This window comes from Nonomuraea sp. NPDC046570 (assembly GCF_040645915.1).
Lineage (GTDB): Bacteria > Actinomycetota > Actinomycetes > Streptosporangiales > Streptosporangiaceae > Nonomuraea.
Genome location: NZ_JBEYZF010000016.1, coordinates 77365 through 95644 on the forward strand (window position 1 = coordinate 77365; position 18280 = coordinate 95644).

The 18280-nt window shown below is 69.3% G+C and carries 17 protein-coding genes and 1 tRNA gene; 12 read left to right on the plus strand and 6 right to left on the minus strand.

Annotated features, from left to right (window positions below; translation table 11 throughout):
* The first annotated feature begins 201 nt into the window (after positions 1-201).
* From ABZ911_RS24585 to mptB, 3 genes are all read left to right on the plus strand, one after another.
* The gene (locus ABZ911_RS24585; RefSeq protein WP_358060114.1) at positions 202-549 is read left to right on the plus strand and encodes an STAS domain-containing protein; all 348 of its coding nucleotides are present in this window, start codon (positions 202-204) and stop codon (positions 547-549) included.
* Entirely contained in the window at positions 546-1265 is a 720-nt protein-coding gene (locus tag ABZ911_RS24590; protein WP_358060117.1) for a glycosyltransferase, read from the plus strand. The genes ABZ911_RS24585 and ABZ911_RS24590 overlap by 4 nt, the downstream gene beginning before the upstream one ends.
* Positions 1266-1633: 368 nt before the next feature.
* Positions 1634-3241 (plus strand): polyprenol phosphomannose-dependent alpha 1,6 mannosyltransferase MptB, encoded by a 1608-nt coding sequence (mptB, locus tag ABZ911_RS24595; protein WP_358060120.1) that lies wholly within the window; start codon positions 1634-1636, stop codon positions 3239-3241.
* On the opposite strand, the gene ABZ911_RS24600 is transcribed toward mptB, so the two are convergent.
* Positions 3141-5495 carry a hypothetical protein gene (locus ABZ911_RS24600; RefSeq protein WP_358060123.1) on the minus strand — a complete coding sequence of 785 codons (2355 nt, stop codon included), beginning with the start codon at positions 5493-5495 and terminating at the stop codon, positions 3141-3143. The genes mptB and ABZ911_RS24600 overlap by 101 nt on opposite strands.
* A 389-nt stretch (positions 5496-5884) precedes the next feature.
* On the opposite strand from ABZ911_RS24600, the gene ABZ911_RS24605 reads away from it, so the two are divergent.
* The 5 genes from ABZ911_RS24605 to ABZ911_RS24625 are packed head-to-tail and all read left to right on the plus strand — an operon-like array spanning position 5885 to position 10228.
* Positions 5885-7069 (plus strand): glycosyltransferase 87 family protein, encoded by a 1185-nt coding sequence (locus tag ABZ911_RS24605; RefSeq protein WP_358060126.1) that lies wholly within the window; start codon positions 5885-5887, stop codon positions 7067-7069.
* A 22-nt stretch (positions 7070-7091) separates the two neighbouring features.
* A complete protein-coding gene (locus tag ABZ911_RS24610) occupies positions 7092-7505 on the plus strand; it encodes a DUF4446 family protein (protein ID WP_358060129.1) in 414 nt (137 codons plus the stop codon).
* Between the two features lie 42 nt (positions 7506-7547).
* Positions 7548-8468: a prephenate dehydratase gene (gene pheA, locus ABZ911_RS24615; RefSeq protein ID WP_358060132.1), complete on the plus strand. Its 921-nt coding sequence runs from the start codon at positions 7548-7550 to the stop codon at positions 8466-8468.
* Positions 8469-8510: 42 nt separating this feature from the next.
* Complete coding sequence (serS, locus tag ABZ911_RS24620) at positions 8511-9773, plus strand: serine--tRNA ligase (RefSeq protein WP_358060135.1); 1263 nt, start codon at positions 8511-8513, stop codon at positions 9771-9773.
* Between the two features lie 29 nt (positions 9774-9802).
* A complete protein-coding gene (locus ABZ911_RS24625; protein WP_358060138.1) occupies positions 9803-10228 on the plus strand; it encodes an FAD-dependent monooxygenase in 426 nt (141 codons plus the stop codon).
* Here the strand turns inward: ABZ911_RS24625 and ABZ911_RS24630 are convergent.
* A complete protein-coding gene (locus ABZ911_RS24630; protein WP_043619750.1) occupies positions 10138-10341 on the minus strand; it encodes a cold-shock protein in 204 nt (67 codons plus the stop codon). The two genes, ABZ911_RS24625 and ABZ911_RS24630, sit on opposite strands and share 91 nt — an antisense overlap.
* 223 nt (positions 10342-10564) lie before the next feature.
* Between ABZ911_RS24630 and ABZ911_RS24635 the strand changes: the two genes are divergently transcribed.
* Positions 10565-11326: an HAD family hydrolase gene (locus ABZ911_RS24635; RefSeq protein WP_358060141.1), complete on the plus strand. Its 762-nt coding sequence runs from the start codon at positions 10565-10567 to the stop codon at positions 11324-11326.
* On the opposite strand, the gene ABZ911_RS24640 is transcribed toward ABZ911_RS24635, so the two are convergent.
* Both ABZ911_RS24640 and ABZ911_RS24645 read right to left on the minus strand, forming a co-directional pair.
* A complete protein-coding gene (locus ABZ911_RS24640) occupies positions 11317-11829 on the minus strand; it encodes a bacterial proteasome activator family protein (RefSeq protein WP_358060144.1) in 513 nt (170 codons plus the stop codon). The genes ABZ911_RS24635 and ABZ911_RS24640 overlap by 10 nt on opposite strands.
* Before the next feature lie 5 nt (positions 11830-11834).
* On the minus strand, positions 11835-12791 hold the full coding sequence (locus tag ABZ911_RS24645) for an NAD(P)H-quinone oxidoreductase (RefSeq protein ID WP_358060147.1): 957 nt from the start codon (positions 12789-12791) through the stop codon (positions 11835-11837).
* A 115-nt stretch (positions 12792-12906) separates the two neighbouring features.
* On the opposite strand from ABZ911_RS24645, the gene ABZ911_RS24650 reads away from it, so the two are divergent.
* Complete coding sequence (locus ABZ911_RS24650; RefSeq protein ID WP_358060150.1) at positions 12907-14658, plus strand: AAA family ATPase; 1752 nt, start codon at positions 12907-12909, stop codon at positions 14656-14658.
* Between the two features lies 1 nt (position 14659).
* Here ABZ911_RS24650 and ABZ911_RS24655 read toward each other — a convergent pair.
* Positions 14660-14746 (minus strand) — tRNA-Ser (locus tag ABZ911_RS24655).
* A 98-nt stretch (positions 14747-14844) separates the two neighbouring features.
* On the opposite strand from ABZ911_RS24655, the gene ABZ911_RS24660 reads away from it, so the two are divergent.
* Positions 14845-15171, plus strand: a complete 327-nt coding sequence (locus ABZ911_RS24660) for an STAS domain-containing protein (RefSeq protein WP_358060153.1) — start codon at positions 14845-14847, stop codon at positions 15169-15171.
* On the opposite strand, the gene ABZ911_RS24665 is transcribed toward ABZ911_RS24660, so the two are convergent.
* Entirely contained in the window at positions 15154-15993 is an 840-nt protein-coding gene (locus tag ABZ911_RS24665; protein ID WP_358060155.1) for an NUDIX hydrolase, read from the minus strand. The two genes, ABZ911_RS24660 and ABZ911_RS24665, sit on opposite strands and share 18 nt — an antisense overlap.
* A 640-nt stretch (positions 15994-16633) precedes the next feature.
* On the opposite strand from ABZ911_RS24665, the gene ABZ911_RS24670 reads away from it, so the two are divergent.
* On the plus strand, positions 16634-18268 hold the full coding sequence (locus ABZ911_RS24670; RefSeq protein WP_358060158.1) for an ABC transporter ATP-binding protein: 1635 nt from the start codon (positions 16634-16636) through the stop codon (positions 18266-18268).
* Positions 18269-18280 lie beyond the last annotated feature (12 nt).

The following is an 18280-nucleotide window of genomic DNA, read 5'->3' on the forward strand; positions in this document are numbered from 1 at the left end:
CGGGCCCGATGGTCTCGCCGCCCGCCCTCCGTTCACGAAGTGGGGACCGGACGAGGAGCTGTCGGGCCACCGCCGGTGTCACACTGTCAAGCTTCGCGTACTCTGCGTTTTCATGGAGCCCAAACGGGGGACAAAAACCTGACCTTCGCCTATCGGCGTGAGAACGTGACCCGGAGGCTTCGCGACGCTAGCCTGCCCTCTGTGGAGCTCAAGGTCTCGACTCGATCACATGCCGGCCACGCCCTTGTGGAAATCGCCGGTGAAATCGACCTATATACGGCGCCCCGCCTGCAAGCCGAGTTCACTCGGCTGCTGCAGGACGGGCCTAACCGCGTGGTCATCGACATGTCCGCCGTGGAGTTCTGCGACTCCACGGGGATGAACGTGCTGCTGTCGGCGCTCAAGCGGGTCAAAGAGCAGGGAGGCGCGCTCGATGTGGCCGCGCCGCGGCCTGCCGTACGCAAGATCCTGCAGGTCACCGGACTCGACTCGGTCTTCACCGTGCATGAGGAAGTGCCGGAGGAGTTCCTGATCTCCGAGGGTTCGTGACCGCCGACACCGCCGTCGTCATCCCCGCCAAGAACGAGGGAGAACGCATCGGCGCGACCGTGACGACCGCCTTAACGTTGCCCGGCGTCGACCTCGTCGTGGTCGTCGACGACGGGTCGGGCGACCAGACCGGGCGGGTGGCCCGGGCGGCAGGAGCGCGCGTGGTGCGGCACAGCCGCAACCGGGGCAAGGCGGCGGCCATGGAGAGCGGGGCGGAAGCCGTCCGCCTGCTCGACGGCGACGTGCCCCGGCACCTGCTGTTCCTCGACGCGGACCTGGGGCAGACGGCCGCGGCGGCCGAACGGCTCATCACTCCCGTGCGGTCCGGGGAGGCGGACATGAGCATCGCGGTGTTCGCCACCCGGGTGAAGCTCGGCGGGCACGGGCTGGTGGTCCGGGTGGCCCGCGACGGCATCCGGCGCGCCACCGGCTTCGTGGCCGCCCAGCCCTTGAACGGGCAGCGGTGCCTCACCCGGGACGCCTTCGAGGCCGCCCGGCCGTTGGCGCACGGGTTCGGGGTGGAGACCGGGCTGACCATCGATCTGCTGCGCAAGGGGTACCGCGTGGTGGAGGTGCCGGTGGAGATGACCCACCGGGCCACGGGCACGGACTGGCACGCCCAACTGCACCGCGCCAAACAACTCCGCGACGTCGCCCGCGCCCTGGCCACCCGCGAACCACTCATCCACGACAACCTGCCCAAATTCCGCCGCTAACCTCGGCTCTCGCCTGCCAGGGCCCCGGCCTGCGGCGTAGCGTGTGAGGTCTCTGTGGCGTGCCGAACGGGTGTTGGCGCGCCGTGCGTATGAGGTCTCTGCGGTGTGCCAACGCGTGTTGGCGCGCCGCCTCGCGTCGGCCCGTGCTTTCGGCTACCGCGCGCCGCCCTCGCGCCGGCCTGTGCCTTCGGCTACGGCACGCCAACGAGACCGCCTCCGCAGGCGCGTGGTCCTCTCCGTCCAAGGGACGCTCCTCGGGAGCGTCTGGCGGGCCGCCGCAACGGCGCCTGTGGATAACTAGTGGAGGTTATCCATAGAGGCCTTGGGGCTCGGCCTGACTGCTGTGGATGATGTGCTGGAATTTGCGGGTGACTTCGGAGACGTCCACCAGGACTGACCACCGGCACCACCTCCTGGCCAAGGGGGCCGTGGCGGCGATCGTTCTGTCCGTGCTTCTCACGATCGCCATCGGTCTCATGGGCCCGTCGGCGATGGTCCCCGCCCTTGACGGCCCATCGTGGCAACCCCCCTATTCGCTGGCCCTCCATCCGGCCCCTCACCTGGTCATCGCCCTGGCGGCGGCAGCCATTGTGTTCGGCGGCCTGGGGCTCCTCGGCGGTCTGCTCGCCTGGCACACGACCTGGTCGTCCACAGCGTCTTCAGGAACCGCACCGAGTCGGGGCGAGACCCAGGCGGCGGGCGTTTCGGTGTCCTCGCTGGCGAGGGTTCTCGTGCTGGTGGGGTGTGTCGCGGCCGGGGTGCTGGCGTTCCTGCCACCGTCAGGGTCGGCCGACCACCTCAACTACGCCGCATACGGCCGCATGGTCATGCTCGACGTCGACCCGTACGCGCATGGCGCCGTCGACCTCCCCGGCGATCCCGTCGCGGATGCAGTCGAGGTTCCGTGGCGGGAGGAGCCGAGCGTCTACGGTCCGGTCGCGACGGCCGTGCAGGCGCTGGCCGCCTGGATCGGCGGCGACTCCGTCCGCCTGACGATCTTCGTGCTGGCGTTGGTCAACTCCGCCGCCTTCATCCTCACCGCCCTATTGCTCGATCGGCTCACCCGGGACAGTCCCGCTCTGCGCCTCCGCGCCGCGCTGCTGTGGACGGCCAACCCGCTGCTGCTCTACCAACTGGTCGCCGGCATGCACGTGGACACGCTGGCGATCGCCTGCATGGTCGCCGCCCTGCTGGCCCGTGGACGCCCGGCCGGGTCCGGGCTCCTGCTCGGGCTCGGCGTCGCGATCAAAGTCAACGCGGGCCTGGTGGCCCTCGGCCACGCCTGGGAACTACGCCGCAAGCCTGCCCGCCTCGCCGTCACGGCGGGGGTCGCGCTGGCCGTCGTGGCTGTGGGGTACGTCCTGGCCGGGCCCAACGTCTTCGACCAAGTGAGCCGCGCCAGCAAGTCGATCTCGTTCGCCTCGTTCTGGAAGCTCGTGCAGGGGTGGTTCCAGTCGATCATCGGCTCGGGAGCCTACCGGGGTGAGATCCAGATCGGCGCCCTGCTGGTGATCGTGCTCCTGGCCTGGGGGTTGTTCCGCCTCGCGTCGAGAACGGCTTGGGCCCAGCGGAGACCCGGGAAGGGGGATCAGGTTTTCGATCCCGAGGTGGGGGCGTCCGGGTTGGGGGCGCCTGGGGTGAAGGTGTCCGGGTTGGGGGCGCCTGAGGTAGGGGCCGTGGTCGTGGTCGCTTATCTGTTCGCTACGCCGTACATCCTGCCTTGGTATGACGGGCTGGCCTTCGCGTTGCTGGCGATGGTTGCGGCCAGCGGTGTTGATCTCTTCCTGGCTGGGCATCTGATCGTGTTGTCGCTGGCCTACCTGCCCGCCAGGGTCGCCGATCAGCCCGAGGATCTCGGCTGGATGCTGGACGTGGTCAGGAAGCAGGTGGCTCCGTGGGCGTTGCTGCTGCTGACTGCGGCTCTGTGGTGGTGGGCCTGGAGAGCTGGAGGGCGCGGACGCACGCGGCCAGGGTGAGCGGTACGGCGACGGTGAGCGCCATGGCGGGGATGGCGATGCCGGAGTCGTTCACGAGGAACCCGACGAAGGCGCACGTCAGCGCGCCGAACAGGCCTGCGCGCAGGGGAGGGGCGAAGGTGTAGGCGCGGCCGAGTGCCGAGGCTCCCCACCGTGACGGGCGGTCCAGCACCAGGAACAGGAAGGCCAGGGCGACCAGGGAGAGCAGGGTGAGTTGCCAGTTCCCCACGGTGATGCCGATCATGGAGCTGAACTTGCGGCCGATCACGGTCCACGCCTGGCCGTCGATGATCTGCTGGACGAACGTGCCGAGATGGGTGCGCTGTGCTGCCGGGCGCAGCCAGTCGAACACGGCGATGGCGCCGATGAGGGCCGCACCTGCCAGGCCGACCAGGAGGAGCTTGACCACCGAGACCTTGCGGCCCGACAGCAGGATGAGGAACACCGCCAGGCCGATCACGAACGCGGGGACGCCACCGAAGTCGGCTCCCCAGGCGGGCCAGCCGTCGGCGAAGACCGCGAACCCGCCGTACACCGCGCACGCCGCCACCGCCACGATTCGCGGCGTACCCCGGCCGAGCAACCAGTGGGCGACTCCGGCCAGGGCCAGGATGGTGCCCGTGGCGTACACGGCGAAGGCGATGTTGCTGAAGCCGTAGAAGCGGCCGCCGGTGACGGGCTCGTAGCCGGTGACCGCGTTCACCTGCAGGGTCGAGCCGGTCATCACGTCGATGAGCAGCGCGACCGAGGTGACGCCCGCGACGACGGTGAGTGGTCCGAGCACGTGCGCGCGCCACGGCCCCGCGAACGCGAGCCCCGTGATCAGTCCGGCGAAGCCGACGATGGTGCCGATCAGCGCGAACATCGGCGCGGGCAGGCTCCACCAGGGCACGAGCTGCGCCAGGAAGGTGGACACGGCGATCGCCCCACTGAGCACGGCCACGGCCTGCACCGCCATGAGCACCCGCGACGTCGCCGCGTCGCTTCCCGCCTCCCCGCGACCATGCCGCCGACCTACGGCCGACGTGGCGTCTGCGATGGTGGTGTCTTTCTTGAGTCCTGTGCCGTCGTCAGCGGGTGCTGGGTGCCGTGAGGCGTCTGTGGTCGCGGCGTCGCTCTTGAGCTTTGTGCCGTCGTCTGAGGGTGAGGTCTGCCCTGCGGCTGAGGTGTTGTCGCCGAGCGCGGGGGTGCCTGGGACGTTCATCTCGTCTGTGGGGGAGGTGGTGCCGGAGACGGTGGGGGAGCGGCGGCGGCGGCGGAGGGCTAGGGCGGCTAGGGCGTAGAAGAGGACCTGGACTGCGACGAACACGGCGAAGAAGGGGCCGCGGACCTCGCGTAGGACCTGGCTGGCGAGGTCCTCGTCGGCGAGTTCGTTCACCAGGTCCGTGGTGGAGGGAGGGGCCTGGCCGCCGCTTTGCCAGGGGCGGCCGACTACGCCGTTGGGGGCGTCCAGGCCGAGGAGGCTGATCGCTGTGGCGGTGAGGTCGGTGATGGTGACCAGGGCGTCCTGGCGGGTGGAGGTCGCGGTGAGAAAGCCGTGCCGGTACGGCTCGCCGGTGGTGGAGGGGCCGTCGGCGATCGCCACGTGGAGGTGGGCGGCGATGCTGGTGTCCGACACGCCTCCGAGCAGGACGGTCGTGTCAGCGGGGAGGCGGTTCAGCAAGGCGCCGATGCGCTGGTCGGCCTGGGTGACGGCGGTCTGCCGGGCCTCGGTCGTGAGGGGGATCGGGAACCCGTCGCCGGAGAGGGGCGCACTGGTCCAGGCGGTCGCCAACTGGTCGGCTTCGAGGACGATGAGGTGGTACGAGGCCAGGTCGGCTACAGACTCCGGCGCGTCTGCGTATGTGGTGATATTTCCGGACTTGTTGGCCGCGGCGAGGGCTGCTCCAGGGCCGATCGCCGCTACCTTTCCGCCTGCGTCGGTGACGAGCTGGCCCAGGGTGCCGATTTGCGCGCCGTACCCGGTGGTGGTTTGGAAGGTCACGAGGTCGGACCAGCCGGGGACGGTGGCGCCCGTGCCGGAGGTCTGCGGGGCCGGGGGGAGGGCGCAGCCCGTGCCCGCGGTGCCGGCGCGTTGGCCGGCCGAGACGGTGAGCCAGCCGGCGATCGGGCAGGTGATCCCGCGGTCCGGGGGCGGCACCGCTCGGGTGGACAGCGACGCGGACGCGCCTCGGCCGACGAGTTTCCACAGGTTGGGGGTGCGGGCCTGGTCGAGGTCGCTCCACTCCAGACCGGGAACTCCGATGATTGCCACCCGCTGGGCCGGCCGCGTCGCAGGGAGGTCACCGCTTCGCCGCCCGGCCTTGTATGACGCGAGGCGCGGATCTAGGACGCCCGCGTGCGCGGCAGGGACGTCGGCTTGTGGGGAGAGTGCCCGGGGGGCGGCAGGGGTGAGGCTGGCTTGCGGCGGGCGTACCTGGGAGGTGGCTGTGGCTGTGCCGGTGAGGGTGGTTAGGAGGGTGGTGAGGGTGAGGAGGGCTGTGGTGCGGATGCGGTGGTGTGGGGGCTTTCGTGCAGGGGGCATGGGTGTGGTGTGCGGCATAGTGGAACCCCCGGTGTCAGCGCCCTCGAACGACTGGAGCCACGGTAACGTGCCTCACCGTGACAGGTGGTGAGGTGTCCTCGATCAGGCGTCATTGGTGGGTGTGGCCGGTTGCGGTGCTGGTCGTGGTGGTGGCGGCGGTCCCGCTGGTGCGGTACTGGCTGACGAATCCCGACGATCAGCGGCTCGTCGACCTCGACGTCTACCGCACCGGCGGGCGGATGGTGCTCGACGGCGCTCCGGTCTACGACTTCTTCACCCCGGCCCCCCAACTGCTCCCCTTCACCTACCCGCCGATCGCGGCGCTGCTGGCCGTACCTCTGGCGTGGTTGTCGTGGGAGGGGGCGCAGTGGGTGTGGACGGTGGGGATCTTCGCGGCGCTCGCGGTCACCGTCGGGTACTCGTTCCGTGCGGCGCTGGGGCGGGCGGGGCAGTGGATGCCGCTGGTGTTCGCGGTCGCCATGGTGGCGTGTACGTACCTGATGCCGATTCGCGACCAGGTGAGGTTCGGTCAGGTCGACATCCTGCTGGTCGCGCTCTGCCTGGCCGACTGCGTGGCGAAGAAGCCGTGGTGGCCGCGCGGTTTCCTGATCGGCCTGGCCACGGCGGTCAAGCTCACGCCGGGCGTCTTCCTCATCTACCTGCTGATCACCGCTCGTGACGACGTACGGCAGCGCAAGGCGCTGTTCATGGCGGTGTTCACGGCCACCCTGCTGACGCTGCTCCCGTTCGGGGTCATCCCACGGGACGCGGCCGACTTCTGGTTCTCGGCCCTGCTGGACCCGGAACGCCTGGGCAGAAACGCCGCCACCACGAACCAGTCGTTGCGCGGCATGCTGATCAGGCTGTACCTCCCCGACACGCTCACGTCGCTGATCTGGATCGCGCTGGTCGCGGTGGTGGCCTGGTACGGCTTCCGCTGGGCCCGGCAGGCGTTCAGGGCACAGGATCCGATCACCGCCACCGCCCTGGTCGGCCTGATGGCCGTGCTGCTCTCGCCGGTGGCCTGGATCCACCACCTGGCCTGGGTGGTGGTCGTGCTGGGCGCGCTCGTCGGCGACGGGCGGGACCGGGTGAGGCTGTGGGTCGCGGGCGGCGTCTGGCTCTACTACGTGGTGCCGATCCCCTGGTGGGGCGTGACGATCAAGGCGGCCGAGATACCGGTGATCAGCCCGGTGGTGGGAAAGATCGTGCAGAACGGATACGGCCTGGGCGCACTGGTCCTGGTCTGGCTGCTGGGCGTCTGGCTGCCGCGGCGGCGGGAGAAACCCGTCCCGATCTCCTGACGGAGCGATTACCCTCGGTGTCGTGCTGGTTACTTTATGGGTGGTCGTCGGAGCCGTGGCCGGGGTCAGCGGTGTCGTGATCGGGTACCTGGCGCTCCGGCAGGCCAGGGCGGCCGTCGACGAGTGCCGGCAGATGCTGGCCAGGCAGGTCGGCAACGCGGGCGATCTGCGGGCGATCAGGGACGTGGCGGTGTGCCGGTACGACGCGCTGGAGGAGATGACGGGGCGGCTGTCGTTCTCGGTCGCGATGATCAACGGGCTGGGTGACGGCATCGTGCTGACCTCGATCAACGGGCGGTCGGAGACGCGCACCTATATCCGCCCGGTGGTCGGGGGCAGGGGCGGGCAGCCGCTCGCGCCGGAGGAGGAGCAGGCCGTACGCGCCGCGCGGCTGGGGCTCGGCCCCGAGATCGCGCCGCAGCCGGCGAGACGGTAAGAAATCACACTCTGCACGACAACCTGCGGATACTCTGGAGTCATGCCCAGACTCGCCTATCTCGGACCGGAGGGCACCTTCACCGAAGAGGCCCTGCGAATCCTGGAGCCCGACGCCGAGCGCCTGCCGTGCGCCAACGTGCCGGCCGCGCTCAACGCCGTCAGGAACGGCGAGGCCGACCGCGCCGTGGTCCCGCTGGAAAACTCCCTGGAAGGCGGGATCGCCTCCACGCTGGACGAGTTCGCCTGGGGCGACCCGCTGCTGATCACCGCCGAGCTGCTGCTGCCGGTCCGGTTCTCGCTGCTGGCCAGGCCGGACACCGAGCTCGTGCACATCAAGCGGGTCTTCACCCACCCGGCGGCCATCACGCAGTGCCGCGCGTTCATCGCCCGTGAGCTGCCCGACGCGGTGGTGGTCTCGGCGCCGTCCACGGCCGCCGCGGCGCAGGAGGTGGCGCTGCCGGGCTCGCCGTACGACGCGGCCATCGCCGCGCGCATCGCGGGCGAGCACTACGGGCTGATCGAGGTCGCCTCGAACATCGGCGACAGGTCCGACACGATGACCAGGTTCGTGAAGGTGAGCCGTCCCGGCGCGCTACCCGAGCCGACCGGTTCGGACCGCACCACGCTCGTCGTTTTCCTGGCCGACGACCACCCGGGCGCGCTGCTGGAGATGCTGACGGAGTTCTCGGTGCGCGGCGTCAACCTGACCCGCATCGAGTCGCGCCCCACCGGCGACGGCATCGGCCGCTACTTCTTCCACTTCGACTTCGAGGGCCACGTCGCCGACGCGCGCGTCGGCGAGGCCATCTCGGGCCTGCACCGCATCTGCGGCGAGGTGCGCTTCCTCGGCAGCTACCGCCGCCACGACGGCGTGGCACCGCAGATCAAGAGGGGTACGGCGGACGCCGAGTTCGCCGAGGCCGACGGCTGGCTGACCCGAATCAGGGCCGGGCAGGTTTAATCCGCGCGCGGGCGGGAGTCCAGCGCCGGTAGCCTCTTCCTTGTGATTGACCTGCGTACCCTTCGTGAGGATCCCGACCGGCTACGGGCGTCGCAGCGTGCCCGCGGTGCGGACGACTCTGTCGTCGACACGCTGCTCGACCTCGATGAGCGTCGCCGAAGTGCGCTGACCTCGTTCGAGTCGCTGCGGGCCGAGCAGAAGTCCCTGGGCAAGACGGTGTCCAGGGCGCAGGGCGAGGAGAAGGCGGCGCTGCTGCAGCGCGCCAAGGAGCTCTCCACCCAGGTCAAGACCGCCGAGGTCGAGGCCGAGAAGCTGGCCGCCGAGCTCGAAGCGGTGCTGGAGGCCGTGCCCAACCTGGTCGACGAGGACGCCCCGCACGGCGGCGAGGACGACTATGTCGTCCTGGAGGAGGTCGGCGAGAAGCGGGTCTTCGATTTCGAGCCGAAGGACCACCTGGAGCTGGGCGAGCTGCTGGGCGCCATCGACATGGAGCGCGGCGCCAAGGTCTCCGGTTCGCGTTTCTTCTTCCTGCGCGGCGTCGGCGCCAGGCTGCAGCTCGGGCTGCTCAACATGGCCATGCAGCAGGCGATCGAGGCGGGCTTCATCCCGATGATCACGCCGGTGCTGGTGAAGCCGGAGACGATGCAGGGCACCGGCTTCCACGTGGCCCACGACAAGGAGATCTACCACCTGCCCGAGGACGACCTCTACCTGGTCGGCACCTCGGAGGTGTCGCTGGCCGGGTACCACGCCGACGAGATCCTGGACGGCGCCTCGCTGCCGATCCGGTACGCCGGCTGGTCGTCGTGCTTCCGCCGCGAGGCCGGCTCGTACGGCAAGGACACCAGGGGCATCATCCGCGTCCACCAGTTCGACAAGGTGGAGATGTTCTCCTACTGCCGTCCGGAGGAGGCGCGCGAGGAGCACCAGCGCCTGCTCGCCTGGGAGAAGGAGATGCTGGCCAAGATCGAGGTGCCGTACCGCATCATCGACACGGCGGCGGGCGATCTGGGCACCTCGGCGGCGCGCAAGTTCGACTGCGAGGCGTGGATTCCCACCCAGGGCCGCTATCGCGAGCTCAGCTCGACCTCCAACTGCACCGAGTTCCAGGCTCGCAGGCTCGCGGTCCGCTACCGGGACAAGGACGGCAAGCCGCAGCACCTCGCGACGCTGAACGGCACGCTGGCCACCACCCGGTGGATCGTCGCCATCCTGGAGAACCACCAGCAGGCCGATGGCTCGGTCGTGGTGCCGCAGGCACTGCGCCCCTATGTCGGGCTCGACGTGCTGGAGCCGGTCAAGTAGGGGTCTCGTGCGGGTCTCCTCACCGCTCTATGGACGGCGAGGAGTCCTGGCATGCCCAGACCGAGGTGATCCTGGGCGGTGACGCCGCGAGCGTCCACAGCTCTGCAGGGGGCCAGGGAACGAATGCGGGCATCCCAGGTGCGGTTGAGCTAGGTGAGGCGCTGGGGGCGGCTCTCAGGGCCGGGAAACGGGGATTCGCCGGGCGCCTACGCGGACTGGCGGCGGGCGAGCAGGTGGTGTGCTTCGCGAGCCGGTTGGTTTCTCATGAACCCGCTCCTGCGGGCTGGTCTACCGAGGAGGGCCTGGACGTACGAGAGGGCGGAACCCGCTGGAAGCGAGCCCCGCCCTGTCTCGTTACTACAGGTCAGATGGCACGGACCTGTGAGGCCTGCGGCCCCTTCTGGCCCTGCGTGATCTCGAACTCGACCCGCTGGCCGTCTTCAAGGCTGCGGTAGCCGTTGCCGACGATCTCGGAGAAGTGCACGAACACGTCCGGCGCACCGCCGTCCGGGGCGATGAAGCCGAAGCCCTTCTCAGCGTTGAACCACTTGACGGTTCCCTGAGCCATAAAAGCTCTCCCTCAGGATGTGAATCTATGGGACCCGCACCTCGCGAATCCCGGTGTGTCGTACAGCGGTTACCCCAGGGAAGCTCAGACAAAGTCATGCTGGTTTTCACTACGGGATCAGCTAATACAACGCCATCACATCTAACACCATTCTGCCGCGTTGGTGTTCCCTCGGTAGGAAGATTTCTGCCAAGCGGCATCAGCGTGCAAACTGGAACGTGTTATGCACAAGCACCACGCGCCCCGTCTGGTAGCCACCGACCTTGATGGAACCGCGCTCCACTCCGACGGAACGGTTTCCACCCGTACAGCCGCGGCTTTCGCCCGGATCGAGGAAGCCGGAGCCACGCTCGTGTTCGTCACCGGCCGCCCGCCGCGGTGGATGAGCGACGTCGCGGGCGCCGTACGACACCGTGGCCTGGCCATATGCGCCAATGGCGCGTTGCTCTACGACCTGCGCACCGAACAGATAGTGGAGTCTCACCTCATCGACCCCGAAGTCCTGGCCGAAGTCGTCGCTCAGCTTCGAGCGAACGTGCCCGAACTCGCATTCTCTGTGGAGTATGTGGGCGGTTTTGCGCATGAGTCCGATTTGGGCGCGGCGATGCTGACCTCCCGGCCTTGCGCGAAACTGCTCGCGCGGCATCCGCGGATGGATCCCGACCAGTTCCACGCGTGTGTGCACGAGGTGGTGGGGCACCTGGTGACCGCCACGCACTCCAGCGGCACGGCGCTCGTCGAGATGAGCGCCCAAGGGGTCACCAAGGCCACGGCCCTGGCCACGCTCGCCGGACGGCTGCGCGTCGAACCGTTCGAGACGATCGCGTTCGGTGACATGCCGAACGACCTGCCCATGCTGAGCTGGGCAGGTACGTCCTACGCGGTCGCCAACGCGCACCCTGCCGTGTTGGCCGCCGTCGACCATGTGACCGCGGCCAACGACGACGACGGGGTGGCTCAGGTGATCGAGGAGCGTTACAGGTAGGGGCCCGCGCCGCCGGGTCTGTTGCCCTCGTGCGAGCCGCCCGGCAGCGCCTTGCGCATCTGCTCCAGTTGGGCGCGTGCCGCCATCTGCTGGGCGAACAGCGTCGTCTGGATGCCGTGGAACAATCCTTCGAGCCAACCCACCAGCTGAGCGTGCGCGATGCGCAGCTCGGCGTCGCTGGGCGGGTTGCCGTTGTCGTCGGTGAACGGCAGCGACAGCCGCTCCAGCTCGTCGACCAGCTCCGGCGCCAGGCCGTCCTCCAGCTCCTTGATGGAGGACTCGTGTATCTCCTTCAGGCGCTTGCGGCTGGCGTCGTCAAGGGGGGCGGCCCGCACCTCCTCCAGCAACTGGCGGATCATGCTGCCGATGCGCATCACCTTGGCCGGCTGCTCGACGAGGTTGGTGATCGACCGCTCGTCCTGGTGCTCACCGCTATCGCCCTGGGTGCTGAAACCCTCGGGGCCCACCACCACGACGTGGGGGGTGTTCTCCTCAGCATTCATACTCATCACCGTACTAGCAGGATCTTCCCGACGTGTTCCCCCGAGTCAAGCATCCGGTGAGCTTCCGCGGCTTCGGTCATCGGCACCTCCGCGTGCACCACGGGCCGCACCACTCCCGCGCTGACCAGCGGCCACACATTCTCCACCACCCCGCGAACGATGACGCCCTTCTCCGCCGTGGGTCGCGAGCGCAGCGTGGTGCCGTGCACGGCGGCCCGCTTGTTCAGCAGCGCCCGCAGGTCCAGCTCGCCCTTCACGCCGCCCTGCAGGCCGATGATGACGAGCCGGCCGCCGGTGCGCAGCGCGCGGACGTTACCCGGCAGATACTTGGCGCCCATGATGTCGAGAATCACATCGGCCTCGACCCGCTCGGCGAAGTCCTCCTCGCGGTAGTTGACCAGCTCGTCGGCGCCCAGCTCCCGGCACCGCTCCAGCTTCTCCGCCGATCCCGCCGTCACCGCCACCCGCGAGCCGAACGCCTTGGCGAGCTGGATCGCCATCGTGCCGATCCCGCTCGCGCCGCCATGCACGAGCAGCGTCTCGCCGCGCCTGAGCCGGGCCGTCATGAACACGTTGGACCAGACCGTGCACGCCACCTCGGGCAGCCCCGCCGCCTCGACCGCCGACACGTTCTCCGGCAGGGGCAGCACCTGCTCCCACGGCACCGCCACCCGCTCGGCGTACCCGCCGCCGCCGAGCAGCGCGCACACCTCGTCGCCGACCTTGAACCCCGGCACATCCGAGCCGACCTCGACGATCACCCCCGAGCACTCCAGCCCGGGGTACGGCGGGGACCCGGGCGGCGGCTCGTAGCGCCCCAGTCGCTGCATCACGTCGGCCCGGTTGACCGCGGAGGCGATCACCTCGATGAGCACTTCGCCCCGCTCAGGACGCGGTTCGGGCACCTCGCGCCACTCCAGAACCTCGGGTCCCCCAGGCTCGGTGATGACAATCGCTCGCATGTGGTCCACCGTAGTGGGGTGGGGAAGTTGTGGGTTGCCCGCGTTCAACGGAACACGGGGCGTTAATCTGCATGGTGTTTGCTGCCCCTTTACGTCCACCCCGAGGGGGAACACGGTGGCAAGACACGATCGAGAAGAATCTCTCGAGGAACAGCTTGCCTGGCTCGACGCCATCAAGGAGACGGACGAAGCCCCCGTGACGGTGAGTGCCACCGTCAGCGCGGCCGACGAGTCCGTCTCTTCGCCGTACCCGAAAGACCCGTGGCTGTCCGTGCCCGCCGAGCACGACACCCCGACGCCGCCGCTGTTCCGCGCCGCGGTCGATTCGGTGTACGGCGAAGCCGCCGCCCAGGAGCCGCCCGCCGAGGAGGCGGAGCCGGAGGAGTGGCGCGAACCTCCCGCCGAGGTGGACCAGCCGACGGCCTTCGTCGTACCGCCGGCGAGTCTGGGCAAGGAGAACGACGCCTTCCTCGCGCCGCTGAAGCCGCTGCCCAGGCCGGATGACACCGACTACTCGATGGGCGCCTTCGGCGCGGCCGAGAAGGCGCCGGAGAGCAAGCCCGAGCGCAGCCTGTTCGACCCGCCGCCGCCCAGGGAGGTCGCGGAGGCCGACCGGACCGATCCCGCCTGGGCGATCCCGCCCGCGTGGTCGCCGCCCTCCGAGGACCCTCAGGAGGAGCCGGAGCCCGCCGAGGACGAGGTGGAGACCAGGTTCAACCTGGAGTGGCCCCGGCCGCCGGTGCGGCTCACCCCGGAGCCCGAGGCCGGGCCGCAGGTTCAGCCACAGGTCGAGCCGCGGGTGGAGGTCGTGCAGAGCGCCGAGATCGTGCGGCGCGCGGAGGTGCGCGAGGCGGAGCCGTACCAGCCGAGGCGGAGGCAGCAGGCGCCGGTGCCGGTGTTCAACGCGCCGCCGCGCCCGGCCGTCGGCGCCAAGCCCACCGCCGAGAGCCTCGATCCCGAGTCGCTGCTGCGCGGGCGGCGCAACGCGCCGTCGAAGGGCTGGCGCCGGATCGTGTACAAGGCGTCGGCCGGCTGGATCAAGCCGGGCGAGCCCGCCGACCTGCGCCGCCGCCGCGAGCTGATGGCGCGGGCGCGCACGCCCGTGGCCACGGGGCACCACCGGGTGGCCGTGCTCAGCCTCAAGGGCGGGGTCGGCAAGACCACGACGACGGTCGGGCTCGGTGCGACGCTCGCGCAGGTGCGTGGTGACCGGGTGATCGCGGTGGACGCCAACCCCGATCGTGGAACGCTCTCGGACAAGCTGGAGCTGGAGACCTCGGCGACCGTGCGCGACCTCCTCAACGAGCGCGACCAGGTCAAGCGGTACGTCGACATCAGGGCCTTCACCTCGCAGGCGGCCTCGCGCCTCGAGGTGCTGGCCTCCGACCGGGATCCGTCGGTGTCCGAGGCGTTCAGCGCGTCGGACTACCAGTCGGTCGCGCAGACGCTGGAGAACTTCTACTCCATCTGCATCACCGACTGCGGTACCGGGCTGCTGCACTCGGCGATGTCCGGCGTGCTCGGCCTGGCCGACCAGATCGTGCTGGTCAGCTCGCCCTCGGTGGACGGGGCGCGGGCGGCCTCGGCGACGCTCGACTGGCTGGAGGCGCACCACTACGGCGACCTGGTCAGGGAGGCGACCGTGGTGCTGTGCAGCGTGCGGCCCCGGTCGAAGTCGGCGGTGGACATCAGGAAGCTGGAGGCGCACTTCGCGGCCAGGTGCCGGGCGGTGATCCGGGTGCCGTACGACCCGCATCTGGAGGAGGGGGCGGAGATCGACCTGGACCGGTTGCAGGAGGCGACCAGGGAGTCGTATCTCCAGTTGGCCGCCTGTGTCGGCGACGGCTTCGCGGGCAACCCGCTCTAGGCGGAGGGTGTGGGATTCGAACCCACGAGGCCATCGCTGACCTGGCCGCTTTCAAGGCGGCTGCACTCGTCCACTATGCGAACCCTCCCGGTGCGGACACCACGATAGCGGTTGGCGGCGAATCCCGCCGATCGCGGCGGAGGTGTACCTTCGGTGGAAGGCTGCTAGGGCGGGAGGCGTACCCCGTTGTCGGATCTCAGCGTCGAGGTTGAGCGCGCCGCGGGCACCGCGGTGGTGCGGCTGAACGGTGACCTGGACAAGATCACCGCGCCCTTGCTGAAACAGCGGCTGATCGACCTGGCGAACGACGGGTGCGACACCGTGGTCGTGGATACGAAGCGGCTGGCCTTCTGCGATTCCAGCGGGCTGTGGGTGCTGCTGGAGCACCAGCGGCTGGTCCGGGAGCGTGGCGGTGCGCTGCGGCTGAGCGGGGTGCACGGCGTGCTGCGCCGGGTGCTCGACGTCACCGGGTTGATCGCCGCCTTCCCCATCGACTCACAGCTGGTCGAGTAGCCACCTCGGCCCGCTCACGGCCGCGCCCAGCCCGGTCACCCGTTCGCGCAGCCCCCGGTCGGCGGTGATGACCAGGACGGTCTCCCACGGCTTCGCCTGCCGTACCACCTCCACGATCGTGTCGTCGCCGCTGTGTACGGCCTGCGCCACGGTGACCCTGTCGGGTGCGGTGGCCGTCCTGGCCGCGCCCTCGACGACGGCGACCACCTTCGGGTGCCACCGGGCCAGGATCGGGTGCCTGAAGCTCCGGCCCGCGACCTCGCGCAGCAGCTTCGCGTTGGCCCCGGCGCGGTCCTTCCACCAGCCGTGCTCGGCCCTGGCGCCGACGATGTTGGCCATGTCGAGGACCAGCGTGGCCGGGCTGAGCGCGAGCTGGACCTCGCCCCAGGTCTCGGCGAAGCCCGGGTGCAGCTTCAGCTCGGGGATCTCGTCGAGGGTCAGCCAGCGCAGGTCGGAGCTCTCGGCGTTGGCCGGGACCACGTCGAGCAGCTCGGCCGCCTCGGCGATCACGGTCTCGAACGTCCAGCCGCCGTGGTCGTCGAGGTACACGCCGGTGACGTCGAGCTTCGCGCCGTCGACCGTGGCCTCCTCGTGGGCCTCCCTGAGCGCGCCGGCGACGGCGTCCTCGTGACTGTCGCGCGCCCCGCCCGGCAGGCCCCAGGTGCCGCCGTGGTGACTCCACACCGCGCGCTCCTGCATCAGCACGCGGGCGGTGCCCCGCTCGTCATGGTGTACGGCGAGCAGTCCCGATGCCCCGTGCACGCCCCAGTGCCGGTGTCCGCGCGCGCACTCGGCCCATCCGTCGCCATCCTTAGCCGCCATGCCGTCAATCCTCGCGCATCCCGGAGGGGCCTGCTACGGCGCTAATTGCCCGATAAATACGAGCCTCTGGCTGTTTCGAGTTGAGGCTATATGTGCATGCAATGAAATAAAGTTCGCTTGCGATGTTCTTGGTGTCGCACAGAGCGACCTTGCTAGGCCATACATGCAGGTCAGACTCTGTTTTGGATGTGGGGTCGAGAATTTGTCGTCAGTTTATCTGCATGCGACAGGTGATCTCCGAAAACGGCATTTGTCAAGACATCTTCAATAAGCTCGACAATTAGTGCTTTGTGCTTGTTTCGGTGCTAGCGTCCTGATTGGTAGCAGAGCTCGTAGTAAGTACGGGCTCAGAAGGGAGAGACATGAATCTCACTCAGCTCTACCCGGCACACCCTGCTGGCTGTTGGTGGAGACGTCGTCGTGGCTGTGGCTGCGGCGGGGGCGGCGGCTTCTGGCGGCGTCGGCGGTGGTGGTGGTAAAAAGAGTCGGTGAGAGCCGACGGGATCTTGCATCCCATCGGCTCTCATTCACCGCTCGGGGTGGACGCTCGGCGCTTGCGCCGAGCGTTCCCCTCCGTAAGACCTTCAGAGAGTTCTGGCCGTACACGCGTGGCCTGCGCAAGCTGTTCGTCGCCGGCGTCGTGCTCGCCATCATCGCCGCTCTTTGCGAGGTCGCCGGCATCGCGCTGTTCGGACATATCACCGACGAGGTGCTCAGCCAGCAGGACCTGGGGGCGTTCTGGACGCCCGCATTCGCCTGGCTCGCCCTCGCCGTGGTCGCCGGCGCGGTCACCTTCGCGAGCTCCTACATCACAGCCTACGGCGGCGAACGTTTCCTGCTGAGGCTGCGCGACCGGGTGTACGAACAGGTCCAGAGGCTCACACCTGACTTCTTCGAGAACCGCAAGCTGGGCGACCTGATGGCCCGGCTGACCGACGACATCCAGGCCATCGAGGAGCTGGTCGGCTCCGGCCTGGTCAAGGCGTTCACGACCGTCGCCAGCGTGGTCTTCTTCGCGGGCGCGGCCTTCTATATTCGCTGGGACCTGGCGCTGATCACGATGGCGCTGGTGCCCGTCTTCCTGCTGGCCTCCAAGCTGTTCGCCACGAGGTTCAGGGTCGCCTCCGCGCGCGAGCGCAACACCAACGGCTCCATGAACAGCGTCATCGAGGAGAGCCTGTCCAACCAGGCGCTGGTGCAGGCCTACAACCGGCAGGAGACCGAGGCCGGCCACCTGCACAGGGAAGGGCGCAACTGGCTGAAGGCCAACCTGACACAGGCTTGGCTGTCCTCCATGTACGGTCCCGTCGTCCAGGTCCTGGAGACCATCTGCCTGATCATCATCATCGGCTTCGGCGCCTGGGAGATCGCCGCCGGGCGGCTCACCATCGGTGGCCTGCTCGCCTTCGCGGTCTACCTCGCCTACCTCTACCCGAACGTACGGAGCCTCGGCGAGATCGCGCTCACCGTCTCCGAGGCGGCCGCCGGAGCCGACCGAGTCATGGAGATCCTCGACACCAAGCCCGGCGTCACCGACCGCCCCGACGCCGTTCCGCTCGCCGGACGCAGCGCGGGCCGGCTGGAGTTCTCACACGTCAGCTTCAGCTACCCGAAGCGGCGGCGGCCGACGTTGCAGAACCTGTCGTTCGCCGTCGAACCCGGCGAACTCGTGGTCTGCACCGGGCCGAGTGGCGCGGGAAAGTCCACACTGGCCAAGCTTCTGCTGCGGTTCTACGACCCGAGCAACGGGGCCGTTCTGCTCGACGGCACCGACATCCGGGAACTGACGCGCGAGTCGCTGCGCGAGAACATCACCCTGCTGCACCAGGAGAGCCTGCTGTTCTCCGGGACCGTCAGGGAGAACATCGCCTACGGGCGGCCGGACGCGTCACTCGACGACGTGGTGCGGGCAGCCGTACTGGCGGACGTGCACGAGTTCATCAACTCGCTGCCGCAGCGCTACGAGACGCCGCTCGGGCAGCGGGGGCGGCTGGTGTCCGGCGGGCAGCGGCAGCGGATCGCCATCGCCCGCGCGATCCTGCGCGACGCGCCCGTCCTGGTCCTCGACGAGCCGATGACCGGTCTGGACGAGGAGACGGCCGCCCGCATCATGGAGCCGTTGCAGCGCCTGATGGCCGGACGCACCACGATCCTCATCACCCACGACCTACGCCACGTGCCCAGCGACGCCCGCCACATCGTCCTGGAACCGGTACGCCCCGCGGCCCGGCTCAGGCTCCGGCACATGAAACGCATGCCCAGCACGACGCAGTGATCTTCATGAGGA

Coding starts and splice junctions, on each gene's coding strand:
- pheA (WP_358060132.1), top strand. CDS start 7,548: ATGCCCAGACTCGCCTATCTCGGACCGGAGGGCACCTTCACCGAAGAG.
- ABZ911_RS24625 (WP_358060138.1), top strand. CDS start 9,803: ATGGACGGCGAGGAGTCCTGGCATGCCCAGACCGAGGTGATCCTGGGC.
- ABZ911_RS24630 (WP_043619750.1), bottom strand. CDS start 10,341: ATGGCTCAGGGAACCGTCAAGTGGTTCAACGCTGAGAAGGGCTTCGGC.
- ABZ911_RS24635 (WP_358060141.1), top strand. CDS start 10,565: ATGCACAAGCACCACGCGCCCCGTCTGGTAGCCACCGACCTTGATGGA.
- ABZ911_RS24640 (WP_358060144.1), bottom strand. CDS start 11,829: ATGAATGCTGAGGAGAACACCCCCCACGTCGTGGTGGTGGGCCCCGAG.
- ABZ911_RS24645 (WP_358060147.1), bottom strand. CDS start 12,791: ATGCGAGCGATTGTCATCACCGAGCCTGGGGGACCCGAGGTTCTGGAG.
- ABZ911_RS24665 (WP_358060155.1), bottom strand. CDS start 15,993: ATGGCGGCTAAGGATGGCGACGGATGGGCCGAGTGCGCGCGCGGACAC.